Genomic DNA, 15,915 nt, shown 5'->3' with positions numbered 1-15,915 from the left:
GCCCGGCCCTCCCCCGTGCGAGCGCGACGTGCCGCGCTCGCGGCCACCGCGGTGCGGTCAGGACGCGTGATTCGCCCGCCAGGGCGAATCCGGGGAGGTCTGGTGGACACTCTCGCGAGCGCGTGCCGTCGCGCTCGCACCTTGCTGGTCCTGGTGGACGAACGGGCGAGACACGACTGGGCGGGTCTGCACGGGCACTATTCGAGCGGGGCGAGGCGCGCCGTAGGCGGGCCTCGAAAGCGAACGGCTACGCCGTGAGCAGGGTGAATATCCCGCATGGTTCGAGAGACGCTGTCAGCGTCTCTCGTCACCACGAGAGAGCCTTGCTCTCTCGGACGACAGGCCCGTCCAGCGGGTCGAGGGCGTTCAGTGCTTGCTTCCACTATCTCTGAGGCGGGTCGAGAGCATTCAGTTGGTGGTGTCGTATCAGTATTCGAAATTCGAGGGCGTGCAGTCCCCGAAGCGACACCGTTTGTAGATCAAAAGCACGAAATTGTTTGTACGCGCCGGGCCACCACTCCGGCATGGACGACTTTAGCCACCTGACCGACGACGCGGCCCAGATGGTCGATGTCGGCGAGAAAGCGGTCGTCGACCGGCGCGCCGTCGCGACCGGGCGGATCGATCTCGACCCCAGCACCGCCGAGTCCATCGAGACCGGCGCGGTCGTGAAGGGCAACGTGCTTGCGACGGCCCGCGTCGCCGCCATCCAGGCGGTCAAGCGCACCTGGGACGACATCCCGATGTGTCACCCCCTGTCGATCGACGGCGTCACCGTCGACTTCGAGGTGCAGGATGATGGTCTCACCAGCACCGTTTCCGTCTCTTCGACGGGCCAGACGGGCGTCGAGATGGAAGCGCTCAACGGCGTCACGCGCGCACTGCTGACCGTCTGGGATATGGTCAAATCAGCGGAGAAAGACGCCGACGGTCAGTATCCCGACACGCGACTGTCCGATGTACGTGTCGTCGAGAAAATCAAGGGTGAACCATGAGCGAGGACCACCATCACCACGACCACGACGACCACCACCATCACCACGGCACCGACGAGACGCTCGACTTCGGGGTGCTGACGATCTCGTCGTCCCGATCCAGTGGCGAGGACGAGAGCGGCCCGGTCGCCGTCGAGGCGATCGAGGACGCCGGCCACGCGGTCCCCGTCAGCGAGGTCGTCACCGACGACGAGACGGCGATCCGCGAGCGAGTCGACGGCCTCGTCGGCGAGGTCGACGTGATCGTCACCACGGGCGGGACCGGCCTGACCGACGACGACGTGACCATCGAGGCGATCAGGCCGCTGCTCGATCCCGAGATCCCCGGCGTCGGCGAGTACTTCCGGCGGCTGAGCCACGAACAGGTCGGGACCGCCGCCATGCTCACCCGCGCGACCGCCGGTATCGCCGGCGAGACGGCGATCTACGCGTTCCCCGGTAGCCCGGCCGCCATCGAACTGGGCGTCACCGAAGTGCTCTTGCCCGAGGTCGGCCACGTCGTCGGACTGGCCCGGCGGTGATCCCGGATCGCCGACGCGGACGACCGACAGTATCTTTCTGGGGCGGTCCAAAGCCCTGCCTATGAACCACGAGCAGTCGCGAGCGCTGTACGACCGGGCGCTGTCAGTGATGCCGGGCGGGGTCAACTCCTCGGTGCGGGCGACCCAGCCGTATCCGTTCTTCATCGAGCGCGGCGACGGCGGCCACGTCATCGACGCCGACGGGAACCGCTACCTCGATTTCGTGATGGGCTACGGGCCGCTCTTACTGGGCCACGACCTGCCCGAGCAGGTGCAGGCCGCTGTTCAGCAGCGGGCCGCCGAAGGACCGATGTACGGCGCACCGACGGAGGTCGAGGTCGAGCTGGCGGAGTTCGTCCGCCGGCACGTCCCCAGCGTCGAGATGACCCGCTTCGTCAACAGCGGCACCGAAGCGACCGTTTCGGCGGTGCGACTCGCCCGCGCCTACACGGGCCGGGACAAGATCGTCGTCATGCAGGGCGGCTATCACGGTGCACAGGAGTCGACGCTGGTCGAAGGCGAGGGCGACCACACCGCCCCCTCCAGTCCCGGCATCCCGCCGGAGTTCGCCGAGCACACGCTGACGCTGCCCTTCAACGACGCCGAAGCGGCCCACGATCTCTTTGCCGACCACGGCGACGACATCGCGGCGGTCCTCACCGAGCCGATCCTCGGGAACTACGGCATCGTCCACCCAATCGACGGCTATCACGAGACCCTGCGCGAGCTATGTGACGACCAAGGGTCGCTCCTGATCTTCGACGAGGTCATCACCGGCTTCCGCGTCGGCGGTCTGCAGTGCGCCCAGGGCAAATTCGGCGTCACGCCGGACGTGACGACGTTCGGCAAGATCGTCGGCGGTGGCTTCCCGGTCGGTGCCATCGGCGGACGAAGCGAGATCATCGAGCAGTTCACGCCCGCCGGCGACGTGTTCCAGTCGGGCACCTTCTCGGGCCACCCCGTGACGATGGCCGCCGGTCTCGAAACGCTGCGTTACGCCGCCGAGAACGACGTGTACGACCACGTCAACGCGCTTGGCGACCAGCTCCGGTCCGGTCTCACGGACATCCTCGCCGACCGCGCGCCCGAGTACACCGTCGTCGGCACCGACTCCATGTTCAAGGTCGTGTTCACCCGCGAGGGTGCGGGCACGCAGGCCGGCGGTCCCTGTGACGCGGGGTGCCGACAGGACCCCGACTGCGAGCGGTTCGACACCTGCCCGAAGAACGGTCACGACATCACACGCGCCGAGACCGAACGCTGGCAGCGGCTCTTCTGGCCGGCGATGAAAGAGCAGGGCGTGTTCCTCACCGCCAATCAGTTCGAGTCCCAGTTCGTCTGTGACGCCCACACCGCCGAGGACATCGAGACGGCGCTGGAAGCGTACAAGGAAGCGCTGTAGTCAGTTCTCGCTGCCCTCTTCGTTGCTCGCGTCGTCTTCCTCGTTGTCGCGCTCGTCGATCGACGGTGGCTCTGCTGGCGCGGTCTCTCCGCTGGGTGCAAGCACCCTCGACGAGAACCGCCGGAGTCGCCGGAAGCCGGCCACCAGCGCCAACCCGAACCCGGCCAGTGGCACCAGTGCCAGCCCGATGGGAATGGCGTAGCCGAAGAAGACGACGACGTACTTGACGGCGGTCAGCCCACCGTAGAACGCTTGCATGAACGCGTCGTCGAAGCCAAAGGACGAGCGGAAGTTCCGCGGTGGCTGCTCACTGACGGGTTCGTGGACGTACAGATTGATCGTCGACAGCGCCTCGCGACGTTCCAGTGACTGCTGGTCCTGCTGCAGTTCGCGCAGCTGACTCCGAATCTCCCGGAGGTCCTGACGAATGCGCTCTGCCTCGTCGGTGTCGTTGGCCCGACTCAACAGCCGTTCGAGGGACTGCTCTTCTTGCTGGAGGTCCGCGATCCGGGCCTCTCGGTCGTTGTACTCGCTGGTGAAGTCCTGCACGGAGACCGACTCGTCTTCGAGGTGGCCCAGTCCAGCTAGCCGGTCACGGGCGGCCGAGAAGTTCTGTGGCGGCACCCGGACGGTGATCCGACCGGAATCCCAGTCGCCACGGGAGTCCTGCGAGCGGTCGCCGACGTAGCCACCGTAGCGGGCGGCGATTTCGCGCGTCGAGTGGAACGCTCGCGTGAAGTTGTCGACTCGAATGTCCATCTGAGACTCGCGGACGATCACGCGCTCGCCGTCGGCGTCGTAGTAGCTCCCGACGCCGCCGCCACCGCCGCTCGCGCCGTCGCCGCCGGCGTCGCTGCCGCCGCTCGATTGGGCCAGCTCCGGGCCGCCGCTGTCGGCGGTGTTGCTCGCACCCGAACAGCCGGCGACGGCGACGAGCGCGACGAGCGCGAGGAGGGCAAGCTGTCGTCTGGTCACGTCATCGAATACCATGGTCTGTCTCGTGGTACGACGGACGTTCGTTTTAAACTCGCGGACGGTGAAACAGCGGTTTCAGCCATGTTGACGGACCGACTCTCGGTCTCGCCCTCGGTCGGGCGCTCCTCGAACCCGAACCCGTGAGACGGTAGCCTTTCCAGCGAACCCGTCCAAGGCTCGCGTATGCCCAGCGAGGACGACATCGCACTGGCAGAAAAGCGGATGTACGGCGACCGTCGCGCGGAGACCACCGCCTTCGTCGCCTGCGAGATGGGGGTCGCCCGGGTCTCGCTCTCGGACGACCAGATCGGCCGCTTCGGTCTCGAACACCGCTGTACAGCCCGCGACATCGCCGGTCAGAACGGCCGCCTCGCCGTGGCGACCGACGAGGACGTACTGGTCGGTGCCGACGGCGCGTTCACCCCGACCGACTTCGGGCCGGCGGTCGCGGTGGGGATCGACGAGACCGTCGTGGCCGCTGCCGAGGACGGGACGGTCGCGTGCCTCGACGGCGACGAGTGGCGGGTGATCGGCAGTGTCGGAGCGGTCCACGCGATCGACGGCGACCTGATCGCGGGTGACGCGGGCGTCTCCTGTATCGACGGCGATGAACTGGTCGCACTCGGGGACCGCACCGCCCGCGACGTGGCAGTCGCCGGCCCGTTCGCTGCGACGGCCGACGGCCTGTTTCGATGGCACGACGGCTGGCTTCCCGAAGCGAGTGGCGACGCCACCGTCGTGTCGGCCGACTCGGACGGTGACCGCGCTCACGCCGTCGTCGACGGCGAGCTACTGGAACGAATCGACGGCTCGTGGCAGCCGGCCGATCCGCCGGAGACCGGCGTCGCCGACGTGGCCTACGACGCCGCGACGGTCGCGATCACCGAAACCGGCGTCGTCATGATCGACCCCGTCACGGCAAAGGACGGCGCCGTCGAGTGGCGCTCTCGCGCGCTCGGACTGGCCGGCGTGGTCGGCGTCGCCGTCCCGTAGTCGCTCGCAGAATCGAAAAGTGGTTTAGCCCGGACAGAGGACCACGAGGCATGATCATTCCCGGCTCGGACTCGCAGGCGTTCGCGGCGGCACTGGCCGACGCGAGCGACGAACCGCTCGGCCGCGTCGAGTATCAGGACTTCCCCGACGGCGAGTCGGTCGTCCGGGTGCCCGCCGAGATCGACCGGGCGGTCGTCGTCGCTGCGACGGTCTCCGATCACGCCCACGTCGAACTGCTCCAGTTGCAGGACGCCGTCCGCGAGGCCGGCGCGAGCGAGGTCGTCACCGTCCTGCCCTACATGGGCTATGCCCGTCAGGACGAAGCGTTCCGCGAGGGCGAACCGGTCTCCTCGCGAGCCATGGCCCGCGCCATCTCGTCGGGCACCGACCGCGTACTGACGGTCAACCCTCACGAGGACACCGTCTGTGACTTCTTCGACGTGCCGGCCGAACCGGTCGACGCTGCCGGCGTCCTCGCTGATCCGCTGCCCGCAGACCTCGCCGACCCACTCTTTCTCTCGCCGGATTCGGGTGCCATCGACATCGCCGAGACGGTGCGGGACGCCTACGGCCGCGGCGCGGTCGACTACTTCGAGAAGGAACGCGACTACGACACCGGCGACGTGACCGTCTCGCCCAGCGACGCGACCTGTGGCGACCGCGACGTGATCGTCACCGACGACATCATCGCCACCGGATCGACGATGAGCGAGGCCGTCGACGTACTCGACGACCGCGGCGCAGACCGGGTGTTCGTCGCCTGCATCCACCCGATGCTCGCGGCCAATGCCCGGACCAAACTGGCGACTGCCGGTGTCGAGCGCGTCTACGGCACCGACACCATCGAACGCGCCGTCAGCGACGTGAGCGCCGCACCCGCCGTGGCCCAGTTCCTGTAACCCGACGCTTTCGCCTACGCTCGCCGTCTCACCACTTCGCCAGCCCCTCGCGGCCGTGATCGTACGAGAGGATGCCGAGGAAGGCGACGACCCCCGAGAACGCCGCGCCGGCCCCGAGGAAGAACACCCACTCGATGCCGACGTTGCTCATGAGCCAGCCACCCACGAGCGGCGCGAGGATCGCACCGGGTCGCCAGACGATGTCACGAATGCCGAAGCTCGCGGCGACGCCCTCGCCGGTCCCCTCGTCGGCGAACAGGGCCATGCTCGCCGGCTCACGGATCGAGTCAGCGATCCCGAGCAGCCCGCTGACGACGAGTAGCGGGAGAAACGCCGCCGAGAGATCGCCGAAGTAGGGGAACGAACTCGGGAGACCGAGTGTCGACCCGATCAGCGGCGTAAAGGGGACTAGCACCGCCGCGATCCCATACGCCAGCCCGCCGACGAAGACGAACCGGGCGCGCCCGAAACGATCGGAGAGTCGTCCCATGAACGGCTGGCTGAGCATGTTCATGAAACGGGCACTCACGATCGTCAGGCTGACCGCTGTCGCGCCGTTGAGTGCGTTGTTGAACCCAAGCCCGCCGGCCGCGGCCACGCCCGCGAAGATCGGAATCCAGTTGCGCACGAGCGTTACCGCAACGGCGTACTGCGCCCGAAAGCTCGTGATCGTGAGAATTCGACGGTTCACTGCGAGATCGAAGAAGGCGAACTCCTCGACGGTGGTCTCGTCGGGTTCGACCCACACGAGGACCGCGAGAAAGGCCAGTCCGGTAATCACCATCAGGAGTCCGAACACGACCGGAAATCCGAAGTTGTCGTAGAGGAGTCCGGCCGACAGCGTCCCGCCGATTTCGGCCGCGAAGCGCCACGAATTGGACTTCCCGATCGTGTTCCCGCGCTTGCTGTCCTTGGCGAGCTGGCCGACTAACGCCAATCCGAGGAGGCCCGCCGTCGTCGCGGCGATCCCCTGAATCCCCCGAACGAGAATGAATCCGAGGCTCGTCTCGACGAAGATGAACCCCCCGTAGACCGCCGCGGCGAGTGCGAGTCCGACGAGGAGGATCGTGCGTTTGTCGTATCGATCGCCGAGATACGACACCGGGATGACTGCGATGGCCTGTGCGAGTGTCAGTCCCGTGACGAACATGCCAACGACGAACCCGGTCGCACCGAGCAGATCGATGTACGTCGGCAACAGCGTCAGGAGCGTCACGAGTCCGAACGCGCTGGCGAAGCGGGTGAAAAACAACGCGCGTAGCTCTCGTTTCGTATCGGTCACTGCTCAGGTACACCTGCTGTAGTACAAAGATTGTTTCGATAGTCAAAGAAATCGGTTAGCCGTCGGTCGCGGATGCGTTGTCGGCGGTCAGTGGCTCTTCGGGCCAGCGGTCGGCGACCCAGCCGGGTGGATCGACGCGGGTCTCGCCCACGTCGGTGTACCGGAATCGGTAGTGAATCCGCTCGTGGTTCTGGCCGATCACGTCCTCGTATCTGACCGTCAGCGACCGGACGAACCCCGACGGCGCGACCAGCGCCCGGACGCTGTAGTTGTCGATCCGTCCGGTCTCGGGGATCGAATCCGTCGTTCCGCTGATCCGGTAATAGCGGCGCCCCTCGACCACCGTGGTCGCGACGGTCGCCGACCCGATCGAGAGATACCGTTTGATCGCCCACACTGGCTGGTCGCCAAAGCGCGCCGTCACCGCCCTCGCCGACTCCATCGTGTAGCGAAACCCCGACCGCCCGACTTCCCGGCGGTAGCGTACCGTGCCGGCGGTGTACTCCGAGGTGTTCGCGAACGTCCACGAGGTCGACAGTCGGTAGCGATACAGTCGCTCGTGTTGCACCCAGAGCCGCGTCGTGACGGTCTGGCCGTCGTCCTCGCCGAACTGGGTCGCACAGAGTCGCTCGCTCCACTGGTAGGAGCGATTCTGGATTGCCAGCCGGTGGGCGCGCGCCAGTCGGTCGGCACTGATGATCCGGGCACCCCCAACGCCCGGCGCGATGGCGTTCTCACTCGCCGGCGTCGCCGTCCGCTCGGGCACCGGTGCCGGCGTCACCGTCCGCTCCTGTGAACTGTCGACGAAGCCGCCACAGCCGGCAAGCACTACCAGCGCGAGCGCCGCCAGTACCGACAGGCGCATACGATATGTTGGGAAGCCAACTGTATAACGCCGCGGGCAGTGGCTCGCTCTCTCCGGTGCGGCCGCTCGACGCCACGAAAAAGGAAGAAAGCTTGACGGTTAGAACGGCGCTTCGGGGCCTTCGTCGTCGCCGCCGATCTCGCCGCCGCGGGAGTCACTCGGCATCGACGGGCTGGCGCCGCCGGCCATCCCTTCGTTGCCGTCCATGCCCGTGTTGGCGTGGACGGTGTCGATCTCGGGGATCTCCTTGGTCATGCGGGTCTTGATCGCCTGAATCGTCATCGGCGAGATGCCACAGCCGGAACACGCGCCGCCCAGCTGGATCGTGACGGTGCCTTCCTCGCGGTCGATGTTCTGGATCGCTGCCGACCCACCGTGCATCTGAATCTGCGGGAAGTTCCGGCGCAGGAAGTTCGTGATCCGCTCTTCGAGGTCGTCGCCGCTCTCAGTCTCGGTGCTCATAGTGACTAGCAGTCCGGTCTCCGAGTGCTTAGACCTTTGGACTCCACCTTTTTCCGCGTCGGGTGCGCCGTGGGCGCACCACTCGCACAAAAACGTCCTCAGAGATCAAAGATCTCTGATGGGCTCGCAAGAGCGCCGCTCTTGCGAACGTGGGCGAAAAAGCCCGAGAGCAAAGCTCTCGGGGGAATCGCGCGAACTGCCGGGTCCTACGGACCGCTCGTTCGCGCGAATGCTCGCCAGACCACGCGGCGCGCACTGTCGCGCGTCTCGTCGCGCGACGGACACTGTGCGAGGGACGAGTGAGGGAGTGAAACGATCGAACGAGTCGGCTGGGGAGGTGTGTGGTGCTGTGCTGTGGTGGTGCCTCTCCTGGTGGATTCCAAGGGCGAGGCGCGGTCGGGCGGTCTGCGCGGGCACTATCCGAGCGTGGCGAGGATATCCCGCACAGACCGCCCGAGCGTGGCGAGGGCTTGGCGTTGGTGTTTCCGTGAACCGCTGTCTCGGTAACTGCTAGCGCGCCGAGGGCTTGGCGTTGGTGTTTCCGTGAACCGCTGTCTCGGTAACTGCTAGCGCGCCGAGGGCTTGGCGTTGTGGTATCGAATCTACGGCTATCGCGAACGGTGATTCATTACCCTCGCGGCTTCCTCCGGTCGCCGTTCCGGTTCGAGGACCGTGGCTCACTCTGTTCGCCACGCCCCTCGCTGCTCCTCGCGTGTCGCTCCTGCCGTCGCTCACGGGTCACTACGTTCCCCGTTCGCATCGAGACGGTGTCACCGCCTCGCCCGCTCCCGCTCGGCCGTTCGGAGACCGCTCACTTCGTTCGCGCTCTCCTACGTCCTCCACGGCTCCCCCCGGTCGCCGTTCCGGTTCGAGGACCGTGGCTCACTCTGTTCGCCACGCCCCTCGCTACGTCCCGTGCTGCCAGGAATCCATATACTCCGCTTGCGTCTCGGTCAGCCCGTCGAACTCGACGCCTTCGGCCTCTAGCTTGATCTCCGCGACCTCCTTGTCCAGCCGATCCGGCACGTCGTGCACACCGGCCCCGTACTCCTCGCCGTTCTCCACAAGCTCACGCACACACACTGCCTGCACGCCGAATGACTGGTCCATCACTTCGACGGGATGGCCCAGCGCGATAGGGGTCGCGAGATTCACCAGCCGCCCCTCCGCGAGGACGTTCAGCCGACGCCCGTCGGCCATCTCGTAGGCCTGCACGCCGTCGCGGGCTTCGTAGGTGTCCACCGCGAGATCAGAGAGCGCGTCCAGATCGATCTCCACGTCGAAGTGGCCCGCATTCGCCAGCAGGACGCCGTCGTCCATCTGCTCGAAGTGTTCCTCGACGATCACGTCGCGGTTGCCCGTTGTCGTGATGAACACGTCGCCCTCGGCGGCGGCTTCGGCCATCGGCAGCACGTCGTACCCCTCCATGTGGGCCTCCAGTGCGCGCCGTGGCTCTACCTCCGTCACGACCACGTCGGCGTTCTGGCCGCTTGCCTTCTTGGCGACGCCCTTGCCACAGTGGCCGTACCCCGCCACGACGACGGTCTTGCCGGCCCACGAGAGATTCGTCGTCATCGCGATCGAAGCGAGCGAGGACTCGCCGGTACCGTGGACGTTGTCGAACAGCCGTTTCATCGGCGTGTCGTTGACGGCGAAGACCGGATAGTCGAGCGCGCCGTCCTCGTCCATCGCTCGCAGGCGGTGGACGCCGGTCGTGGTCTCTTCGGCCCCGCCGACGATGGTGTCGATCAGTTCGGGGTAGTCCTCGTGGATCGCCGCGACGAGGTCCATCCCGTCGTCGACGGTGATCGTCGGCTCGTGGGCGATGACGGCTTCGATGGCGTCGTAGTATTCCTCGTCGTCCACCCCGCGCTTGGCGTAGCAGGTGACGCCGTCGACGGCGTCCAGCGCCGCCGACACGTCGTCGTGTGTCGAGAGGGGATTACAGCCGGTCATCGCGACCTCGGCCCCGCCCGCGGCCAGCACTTCTGCCAGCACGGCGGTCTTGGCTTCGACGTGCATCGCCATGCCGATGCGCTCGCCCGCGAAGGGCTGCTCTGTCTCGAAATCGGCGCGCAGCGATGCCATGATCGGCATGTGCTGGCGCGCCCAGTCCATCTTGCGCTGGCCCGCCTCGCGGGCCTCGTCGGGGTCGTCGAGTTGCTCCGTGATGGAGTCGGTCATACCACAGAAAAAGCGAAGGGCGCCCAAAACGCTACCGAACCCCGGCGCGGTCAGAGAGCCGCTGCGAACGACGCCGGTGTTCCGCACGTACTGCCGGCAGTATCAGTTACCGCCGGCGTTGGCGTGGTCGGGCGGACCGCCGCCGTTGCCACGTTCCTCGTCGTCACTGTCGTCTGCCTCCTCGTCAGCCTCTGCCTCCTCGTCGTCGTCGGTCTCTTCGTCGCCGTCGGTTTCTTCGGCTTGGTCCTCGGTCTCTTCGTCGTCGCTGTCGCCCTCACCCTCTCTATCGTCCGTTTCGTCGGACTCGTTTTCGTCGGCGTCCTCGCCGTCGGGACCGGCGTGTTCGGGCGGGCCACGGCGGTCGTCGTCGGTCTCGTTCTCGTCGGCATCGTCACCGTCGGGACCGGCGTGGTCGGGCGGGCCGCGGCGGTCGTCGTCCGTTTCGTTCTCGTCGACGTCCTCGCCGTCGGGACCGGCGTGTTCGGGCGGGCCGCGGCGGTCGTCGTCGGTCTCGTTCTCGCCGGCATCGTCACCGTCGGGACCGGCGTGTTCGGGCGGGCCGGCGTGAGCGGGTGCGTTTCCGGGATTGTGCTGGGTGACGAACGTCGCGACCTGCTTGCCGATCCCGTCGTCCTCACTCTCCAGGAGCGACTGGACGAACGCGGCGACCTGCAGACCGAAGGGGTCCTCGGCGCTCGCGTTCTCGTCTTCCTCGACGTACTCGGCCGACACCAGATCGGCCATCGCCGTCGCCGTCTCGTTGTCCGCCGTCGCGGTCACGGAGATGGTCTCGTTAACTTCGGGTGTGGGCAGTTCGACCTCGCCGTCGTCGTCGGTAGTGTAGGTGCCGATGCCCTCGTAGGTGCTGTTTTCTTCACCGCCGACGTCGACGGTCGCGTTCGCGACGCCCGACCCGTTCTGCGTGACGGTGACCGTCACGTCCTCGGTCTGGCTCACGTCGACCGCGAGTGCGGTGTTGCCTGCGACGTTACTCCCCGTCTCGTCGGCGGCCGCCGCGATGCCGGGACCCAGCGCGGCCCCGAACAGCGCGACGACCGAAACGAGCGCAAACAGTGTGGTTCGCATCGTACCAGATACGTACCGGGACACCCCGATAAACCCCGAATCCGGTTCAGGTCGTTCGGGAGTGTTCGAGACCGGCTGAGAAGGGTTTGAAACGTTTATCGGGGCTGCTCGTCGTTTATATCGGTGTTCGACTACTCCGCTGCACGCTCGACCAGCGCCGTCGCGTGCTCGCCGGCGCGCTCGATCACGGCGGTCTCGTCGAACACCTGCACCGTTCGATCACGCATGAGAACGCGGCCGTCACAGACGGTGTGGCGCACGTCGGTCCCGCCGGCGGCGTAGACGAGATGGCTGACGAGGTCGTGGGCCGGCGTCAGATGTGGTTCGGCGAGATCGACGACGGCCAGATCGGCGTTCGCGCCCGCTTCGATGCGCCCGCTGTCGATGCCAAGCAGGTCGGCCCCGCCGGCGGTGGCGATGTCGACCACGGACTCGGCGGCCATCGCCGATGCGTCGTCGGCCGCTAGCTTGCCGATCATCGCGGCGTCGCGCATCTCGTCGAACATCGAGAGGTCGTTGTTCGAGGCCGCGCCGTCCGTGCCAAGCCCGACCGTGACACCCGCATCGAGCAGGTCCTGCACGGGGGCCATTCCGCTGGCGAGTTTCATGTTCGAGGCCGGGCAGTGGGCGACGCCCGTGCCGGTCTCGGCCAGCAGGTCGATCTCGGTCTCGTCGACGTGGACGCCGTGGGCGACCCACGTGTCTGGTCCGAGCAGGCCGATGTCGTCGGCGTATTCGAGGGGGCGCTCACCGTGTTCCTCGACGATGGGGTCGACCTCGTCGACCGTCTCGTTGGCGTGGCAGTGAATCGGCAGGCCCGCCTCGACCGCTTGCGGGACGAACTCGCGCAGGTACGTCTCGCCCACCGTGGTCAGCGAGTGGGGCTGGAACGTCGTCGTGATCCGGCCGTCGGCCGCGCCGTCGAGTGACTCGGCCACATCGAGGCTCTGTTGCATGTCAGCGCGCGCCCCCTCGTCGTCCTTCGCCACCGTCACGGCGGTGTGGCCCAGCACGGCCCGCACGCCCGCCTGTTCGACCGCGTCGGCGATCCGGTCGACGTGGAAGTACATGTCCGACAGCGCCGTGGTCCCGGACTTGATCATCTCGACCAGCCCGAGTTCTGCGCCGACGCGCACGTCCTCCGGCGTCAACTCGGCCTCGACCGGCCAGATGTCCTCCTGCAGCCACGCGTCGAGTGGCTTGTCGTCGGCCAGCCCCCGCAGCAGCGTCATCGCGACGTGCGTGTGGGCGTTGACGAGGCCGGGGATGACCAGACCGCCCGAGGCATCGAGTTCGTCGTCGCCGTCCAGTCCGCCCTGCTCTTCGACGGCCACGATGTCGCCACTGCCCTGATCGATCAGTACGTCCGCCCGCTCGACGGTCAGATCGGGCTGGAGGACCTGCCCACCCGACACGAGGAGTTCGCTCATACCCGCCCGTTCTGGCCGGGGGTGCCTCAATGCATCGGGTTTCCAAGCGAGTGGCTGGAACACAGGCACGGGACGCCTCCGAAGACCCCCGGTGCGATTGCGGGGTCCCGGAAGGGCGAGTAGCTTAACAAGGACTGCCACACAGGGAGTGATAGATGCGCCGCCTCACCCTCGTGCTCGTCCTCGTCTTGCTCGCTGGCTGTGGGGGACTGATCCAGCCCGACGACGCGACCGAGACGAGTACGGCGACCGACACACAGACCGCGACGGCCACGGCGGTCTCGACGACTGTAACGCCGACACCGACTGCGACTGCAACGCCGACAGCCACGCCCACCGCAACGCCGACACCGACTGCGACTGCAACGCCGACGCCCACCGCGACTGCAACGCCGACACCCACCGCGACCCCAACGCCGACACCCACCGCGACCCCAACGCCGACCCCGACGGCCACGCGAACGGCCACAGCGACGCCGACGGCCACCGGCACGCCAACGCCGGACGACACCCTTTCGGCGGACAATCCCTGGGGGCAGGAGATCGTGCCGGTGCGGATCAACGACAGCGCCGACGACGGGCGCAACACGACCGAACTGACCCTTCGAACGATCCGCTACTGGAATGCCAACGTCGAACGCTACACCGACTTCGAGTACCGATTCCGACTGGCCGACGATCCCGACGAGGCCCGCGTCGAAGTGCAGTTCGAGCGCTCGGTCGACTCCTGTGACGACGAGCACGACAACGTCGCCGGCTGTGCGGCCTACCTGACGGAGGGGACGCGAGCGAGAGACCTCGAAATCGTCGAAGTCGAGAGCGGCAGTTCGAACTCGGCGGTGCTGTCGACGACGCGCCACGAGTTCGGCCACCTCGTCGGATTGGGCCACAGCGACGCGCCGCTCGATCTGATGGGGCAGGGCTACGAGGGCGACATCCGCGACGCCACCGACCGGGCGATGCCGTGGTACGGCGACACCCTCCACGTCGGCGTCGAACCCGAACAGATCGAGGGCGACCCCGCCGTCGTCCGTGAGCAGGTCCGTCACGCCGTTTCCTACTACGACGACGGCGCGGCGGGGACCGTCCCGACGAACGTCAGCGTCGTCGTCACCGACGAACCCGAGTTCGCCGAGGTGATCGTCACCAACGAGAGTGCGCGGGGCTGTACGCGTGTCGAGGGGTCACAGGCGTTCACGTCGGTGCGCAACCTCGACACCGATAGCGCGCCCGAACTGTACACGCGCCTCGTGGTCTGCGTGGGACCGGTCGGCGAGGACGCCGTCGGCTGGCACACCGGCTACTGGCTCGGGACGGCGTTCGGGCTGGAGAGCGGCGAGCGCGCGGCGGTCTTCCAGAACGCGACCTACAGCGACCGGCGCAGCGATTGGTGGAAGTAAGCGCCGGATTGCCCACCTTTTTTACAACCGTCCGAGTGCGCTCAGTATGGTCGGGCGAACGACACTTTCACGACGGGACGCGCTCGCGACGATCGGTGCGCTCGGCGCGACGGCACTCGCGGGCTGTCAGTCCGCCGAGCCGTCGATCGAGATCGACGGAACGGTGCTGCGCGACGAGGTGACGCCGATTCGGCTCACGGGCTTCCCGGCCGAGATCGAGGTCGAACTGACGACCACCTTCGGCTGGCACGGCGTGGTCGCCTCGACGATGACTGTCGAGACCGACAGTGAGGGTATCGCAGACCTCGCCGAGCAAGCACCCAAAGCCGGGAGCTACGAGGGCGTCGCGCCGATGGGATGGCTCTGGTCGGCGACCGAGCGCGACGACCCGCCACAGGTCCTGCAGGACCTCGTCCCCACCAGCACGACCACGAGTGAGACAGCCGTCGCCTCGTCACCGGCGGAAGCGCCGCCAGCGACGACGACCGTCTGGCTGGCGGCGACCGTCGACGGCGAGCGACGAGCAACGGCGACCCAGACCCGGCGGCTCGTCGACGACGGCGTCGAACATCGGCCGGTCAGGCAGTCCGATCTCGTCGGCGAACTGTTCGTGCCGCCGGGCGACGGGCCACATCCGGGCGTGCTCGTCCTGCACGGGTCGGGCGGCGAGGAGATCTGGTCGTACGGTCGACTGCTCGCGAGCCACGGCTTTACCGCACTGTCGCTCGATTATTTCGGCTACGAGGACGGGAACCACTCGCAACTGCGCGACGTGCCACTGTCGTATTTCGAGCGCGCGGCGGCGTTTCTCGACTCGCTGCCCGAGGTCGCCGACAGCCAGATCGGTGTCACGGGCGTCTCGCGAGGCAGCGAAGTGGCCCTGATGCTCGGTGTCCGGTCGGAGCGGGTCGGCGCGGTCGTCGCACTGGCCCCGAGTCACTACCGGTGGGGGCGCGCCTGGTCAGCGGGGGGCGAGCGGTTGCCGTCGCTGGTGCCCGCGCCCGGCAGCACCGAGTTCGAAGACGGAAAGAACATCTACACGCCGACATATCTGGCCGGGGTCGAACAGGCCAGCGAGGAGGCTATCGAGGCCGCGACGATCCCCGTCGAGGAGATCGACGCGCCCATCATGTTCGTCTCGGGGCAAGCGGACAGACTCTGGCCGTCCGCGACGTTCGCCCGTCGGGCGGTCGACCGGCTCGAACGCCACGACTTCGACCACGAGCTGACCCATCTCAGCTACGAGAACGCCGGGCACGCGGTGTCGAACGTCCCGTACAAACCGACCCGGCCGCTGTACGCGACCGAGGAGTACGTGCTCGGCGGGACACCGCGGGGCAACGCCGCCGCCATCGCCGACGCGTGGCCCAAGCGCGTCGATTTCCTGCGGCGGGCGTTGACCGACGAGGGAGCGCAGTGAC

General features: G+C 67.4%; 14 protein-coding genes. 7 read left to right on the top strand and 7 right to left on the bottom strand.

All coding sequences use genetic code 11. The annotated features are described in order from the left end of the window. The first annotated feature begins 524 nt into the window (after positions 1–524). The 3 genes from moaC to hemL all read left to right on the top strand — a co-directional run bounded on the left by moaC (position 525) and on the right by hemL (position 2,918). The gene (moaC, locus tag AC5FRW_RS03950) at positions 525–995 is read left to right on the top strand and encodes a cyclic pyranopterin monophosphate synthase MoaC (RefSeq protein ID WP_493567128.1); all 471 of its coding nucleotides are present in this window, start codon (positions 525–527) and stop codon (positions 993–995) included. Then, positions 992–1,516 carry a MogA/MoaB family molybdenum cofactor biosynthesis protein gene (locus tag AC5FRW_RS03945; RefSeq protein WP_493567127.1) on the top strand — a complete coding sequence of 175 codons (525 nt, stop codon included), beginning with the start codon at positions 992–994 and terminating at the stop codon, positions 1,514–1,516. Before moaC ends, AC5FRW_RS03945 begins: the two co-directional genes overlap by 4 nt. A gap of 61 nt (positions 1,517–1,577) precedes the next feature. Further along, positions 1,578–2,918 carry a glutamate-1-semialdehyde 2,1-aminomutase gene (gene hemL, locus AC5FRW_RS03940; protein ID WP_493567126.1) on the top strand — a complete coding sequence of 447 codons (1,341 nt, stop codon included), beginning with the start codon at positions 1,578–1,580 and terminating at the stop codon, positions 2,916–2,918. Here hemL and AC5FRW_RS03935 read toward each other — a convergent pair whose 3' ends face one another. After that, complete coding sequence (locus AC5FRW_RS03935; RefSeq protein WP_493567125.1) at positions 2,919–3,908, bottom strand: DUF4349 domain-containing protein; 990 nt, start codon at positions 3,906–3,908, stop codon at positions 2,919–2,921. Between the two features lie 168 nt (positions 3,909–4,076). Here AC5FRW_RS03935 and AC5FRW_RS03930 point away from each other — a divergent pair, with 168 nt between their 5' ends. Continuing rightward, positions 4,077–4,886 carry an HVO_0234 family beta-propeller protein gene (locus tag AC5FRW_RS03930; RefSeq protein WP_493567124.1) on the top strand — a complete coding sequence of 270 codons (810 nt, stop codon included), beginning with the start codon at positions 4,077–4,079 and terminating at the stop codon, positions 4,884–4,886. A 50-nt stretch (positions 4,887–4,936) separates the two neighbouring features. Beyond that, positions 4,937–5,785, top strand: coding sequence for a ribose-phosphate diphosphokinase (prs, locus tag AC5FRW_RS03925; RefSeq protein ID WP_493567123.1), 849 nt, complete (start codon positions 4,937–4,939; stop codon positions 5,783–5,785). Between the two features lie 28 nt (positions 5,786–5,813). Here prs and AC5FRW_RS03920 read toward each other — a convergent pair whose 3' ends face one another. The 6 genes from AC5FRW_RS03920 to AC5FRW_RS03895 all read right to left on the bottom strand — a co-directional run bounded on the left by AC5FRW_RS03920 (position 5,814) and on the right by AC5FRW_RS03895 (position 13,094). Continuing rightward, on the bottom strand, positions 5,814–7,067 hold the full coding sequence (locus tag AC5FRW_RS03920) for an MFS transporter (protein ID WP_493567122.1): 1,254 nt from the start codon (positions 7,065–7,067) through the stop codon (positions 5,814–5,816). A gap of 55 nt (positions 7,068–7,122) precedes the next feature. Continuing rightward, positions 7,123–7,932, bottom strand: coding sequence for a hypothetical protein (locus AC5FRW_RS03915; RefSeq protein WP_493567121.1), 810 nt, complete (start codon positions 7,930–7,932; stop codon positions 7,123–7,125). A gap of 99 nt (positions 7,933–8,031) precedes the next feature. Further along, positions 8,032–8,394, bottom strand: coding sequence for a NifU family protein (locus AC5FRW_RS03910; protein WP_493567120.1), 363 nt, complete (start codon positions 8,392–8,394; stop codon positions 8,032–8,034). Between the two features lie 906 nt (positions 8,395–9,300). Then, complete coding sequence (locus tag AC5FRW_RS03905) at positions 9,301–10,578, bottom strand: adenosylhomocysteinase (RefSeq protein WP_493567119.1); 1,278 nt, start codon at positions 10,576–10,578, stop codon at positions 9,301–9,303. A gap of 102 nt (positions 10,579–10,680) precedes the next feature. After that, entirely contained in the window at positions 10,681–11,664 is a 984-nt protein-coding gene (locus AC5FRW_RS03900; protein ID WP_493567118.1) for a hypothetical protein, read from the bottom strand. Positions 11,665–11,795: 131 nt separating this feature from the next. After that, positions 11,796–13,094 carry an amidohydrolase gene (locus tag AC5FRW_RS03895; RefSeq protein WP_493567117.1) on the bottom strand — a complete coding sequence of 433 codons (1,299 nt, stop codon included), beginning with the start codon at positions 13,092–13,094 and terminating at the stop codon, positions 11,796–11,798. A 155-nt stretch (positions 13,095–13,249) separates the two neighbouring features. On the opposite strand from AC5FRW_RS03895, the gene AC5FRW_RS03890 reads away from it, so the two are divergent. Together AC5FRW_RS03890 and AC5FRW_RS03885 are read left to right on the top strand one after the other, a co-directional pair. Continuing rightward, positions 13,250–14,494, top strand: a complete 1,245-nt coding sequence (locus AC5FRW_RS03890) for a hypothetical protein (protein ID WP_493567116.1) — start codon at positions 13,250–13,252, stop codon at positions 14,492–14,494. Between the two features lie 46 nt (positions 14,495–14,540). Continuing rightward, complete coding sequence (locus tag AC5FRW_RS03885; protein WP_493567115.1) at positions 14,541–15,914, top strand: acyl-CoA thioester hydrolase/BAAT C-terminal domain-containing protein; 1,374 nt, start codon at positions 14,541–14,543, stop codon at positions 15,912–15,914. Position 15,915: the final 1 nt, after the last annotated feature.

It is taken from the genome of Halomicrobium sp. HArcht3-1, from assembly GCF_058933345.1.
Note: the sequence above shows the minus strand (reverse complement) of the source record. Positions and strands in the feature narration are given on the sequence as shown.

What these genes read in the sequence shown, in the direction of transcription:
- moaC (WP_493567128.1), top strand. Translation starts at nt 525, where the DNA reads ATGGACGACTTTAGCCACCTGACCGACGACGCGGCCCAGATGGTCGAT.
- AC5FRW_RS03945 (WP_493567127.1), top strand. Translation starts at nt 992, where the DNA reads ATGAGCGAGGACCACCATCACCACGACCACGACGACCACCACCATCAC.
- hemL (WP_493567126.1), top strand. Translation starts at nt 1,578, where the DNA reads ATGAACCACGAGCAGTCGCGAGCGCTGTACGACCGGGCGCTGTCAGTG.
- AC5FRW_RS03935 (WP_493567125.1), bottom strand. Translation starts at nt 3,908, where the DNA reads ATGGTATTCGATGACGTGACCAGACGACAGCTTGCCCTCCTCGCGCTC.
- AC5FRW_RS03930 (WP_493567124.1), top strand. Translation starts at nt 4,077, where the DNA reads ATGCCCAGCGAGGACGACATCGCACTGGCAGAAAAGCGGATGTACGGC.
- prs (WP_493567123.1), top strand. Translation starts at nt 4,937, where the DNA reads ATGATCATTCCCGGCTCGGACTCGCAGGCGTTCGCGGCGGCACTGGCC.
- AC5FRW_RS03915 (WP_493567121.1), bottom strand. Translation starts at nt 7,932, where the DNA reads ATGCGCCTGTCGGTACTGGCGGCGCTCGCGCTGGTAGTGCTTGCCGGC.
- AC5FRW_RS03910 (WP_493567120.1), bottom strand. Translation starts at nt 8,394, where the DNA reads ATGAGCACCGAGACTGAGAGCGGCGACGACCTCGAAGAGCGGATCACG.
- AC5FRW_RS03905 (WP_493567119.1), bottom strand. Translation starts at nt 10,578, where the DNA reads ATGACCGACTCCATCACGGAGCAACTCGACGACCCCGACGAGGCCCGC.
- AC5FRW_RS03900 (WP_493567118.1), bottom strand. Translation starts at nt 11,664, where the DNA reads ATGCGAACCACACTGTTTGCGCTCGTTTCGGTCGTCGCGCTGTTCGGG.
- AC5FRW_RS03895 (WP_493567117.1), bottom strand. Translation starts at nt 13,094, where the DNA reads ATGAGCGAACTCCTCGTGTCGGGTGGGCAGGTCCTCCAGCCCGATCTG.
- AC5FRW_RS03890 (WP_493567116.1), top strand. Translation starts at nt 13,250, where the DNA reads ATGCGCCGCCTCACCCTCGTGCTCGTCCTCGTCTTGCTCGCTGGCTGT.
- AC5FRW_RS03885 (WP_493567115.1), top strand. Translation starts at nt 14,541, where the DNA reads ATGGTCGGGCGAACGACACTTTCACGACGGGACGCGCTCGCGACGATC.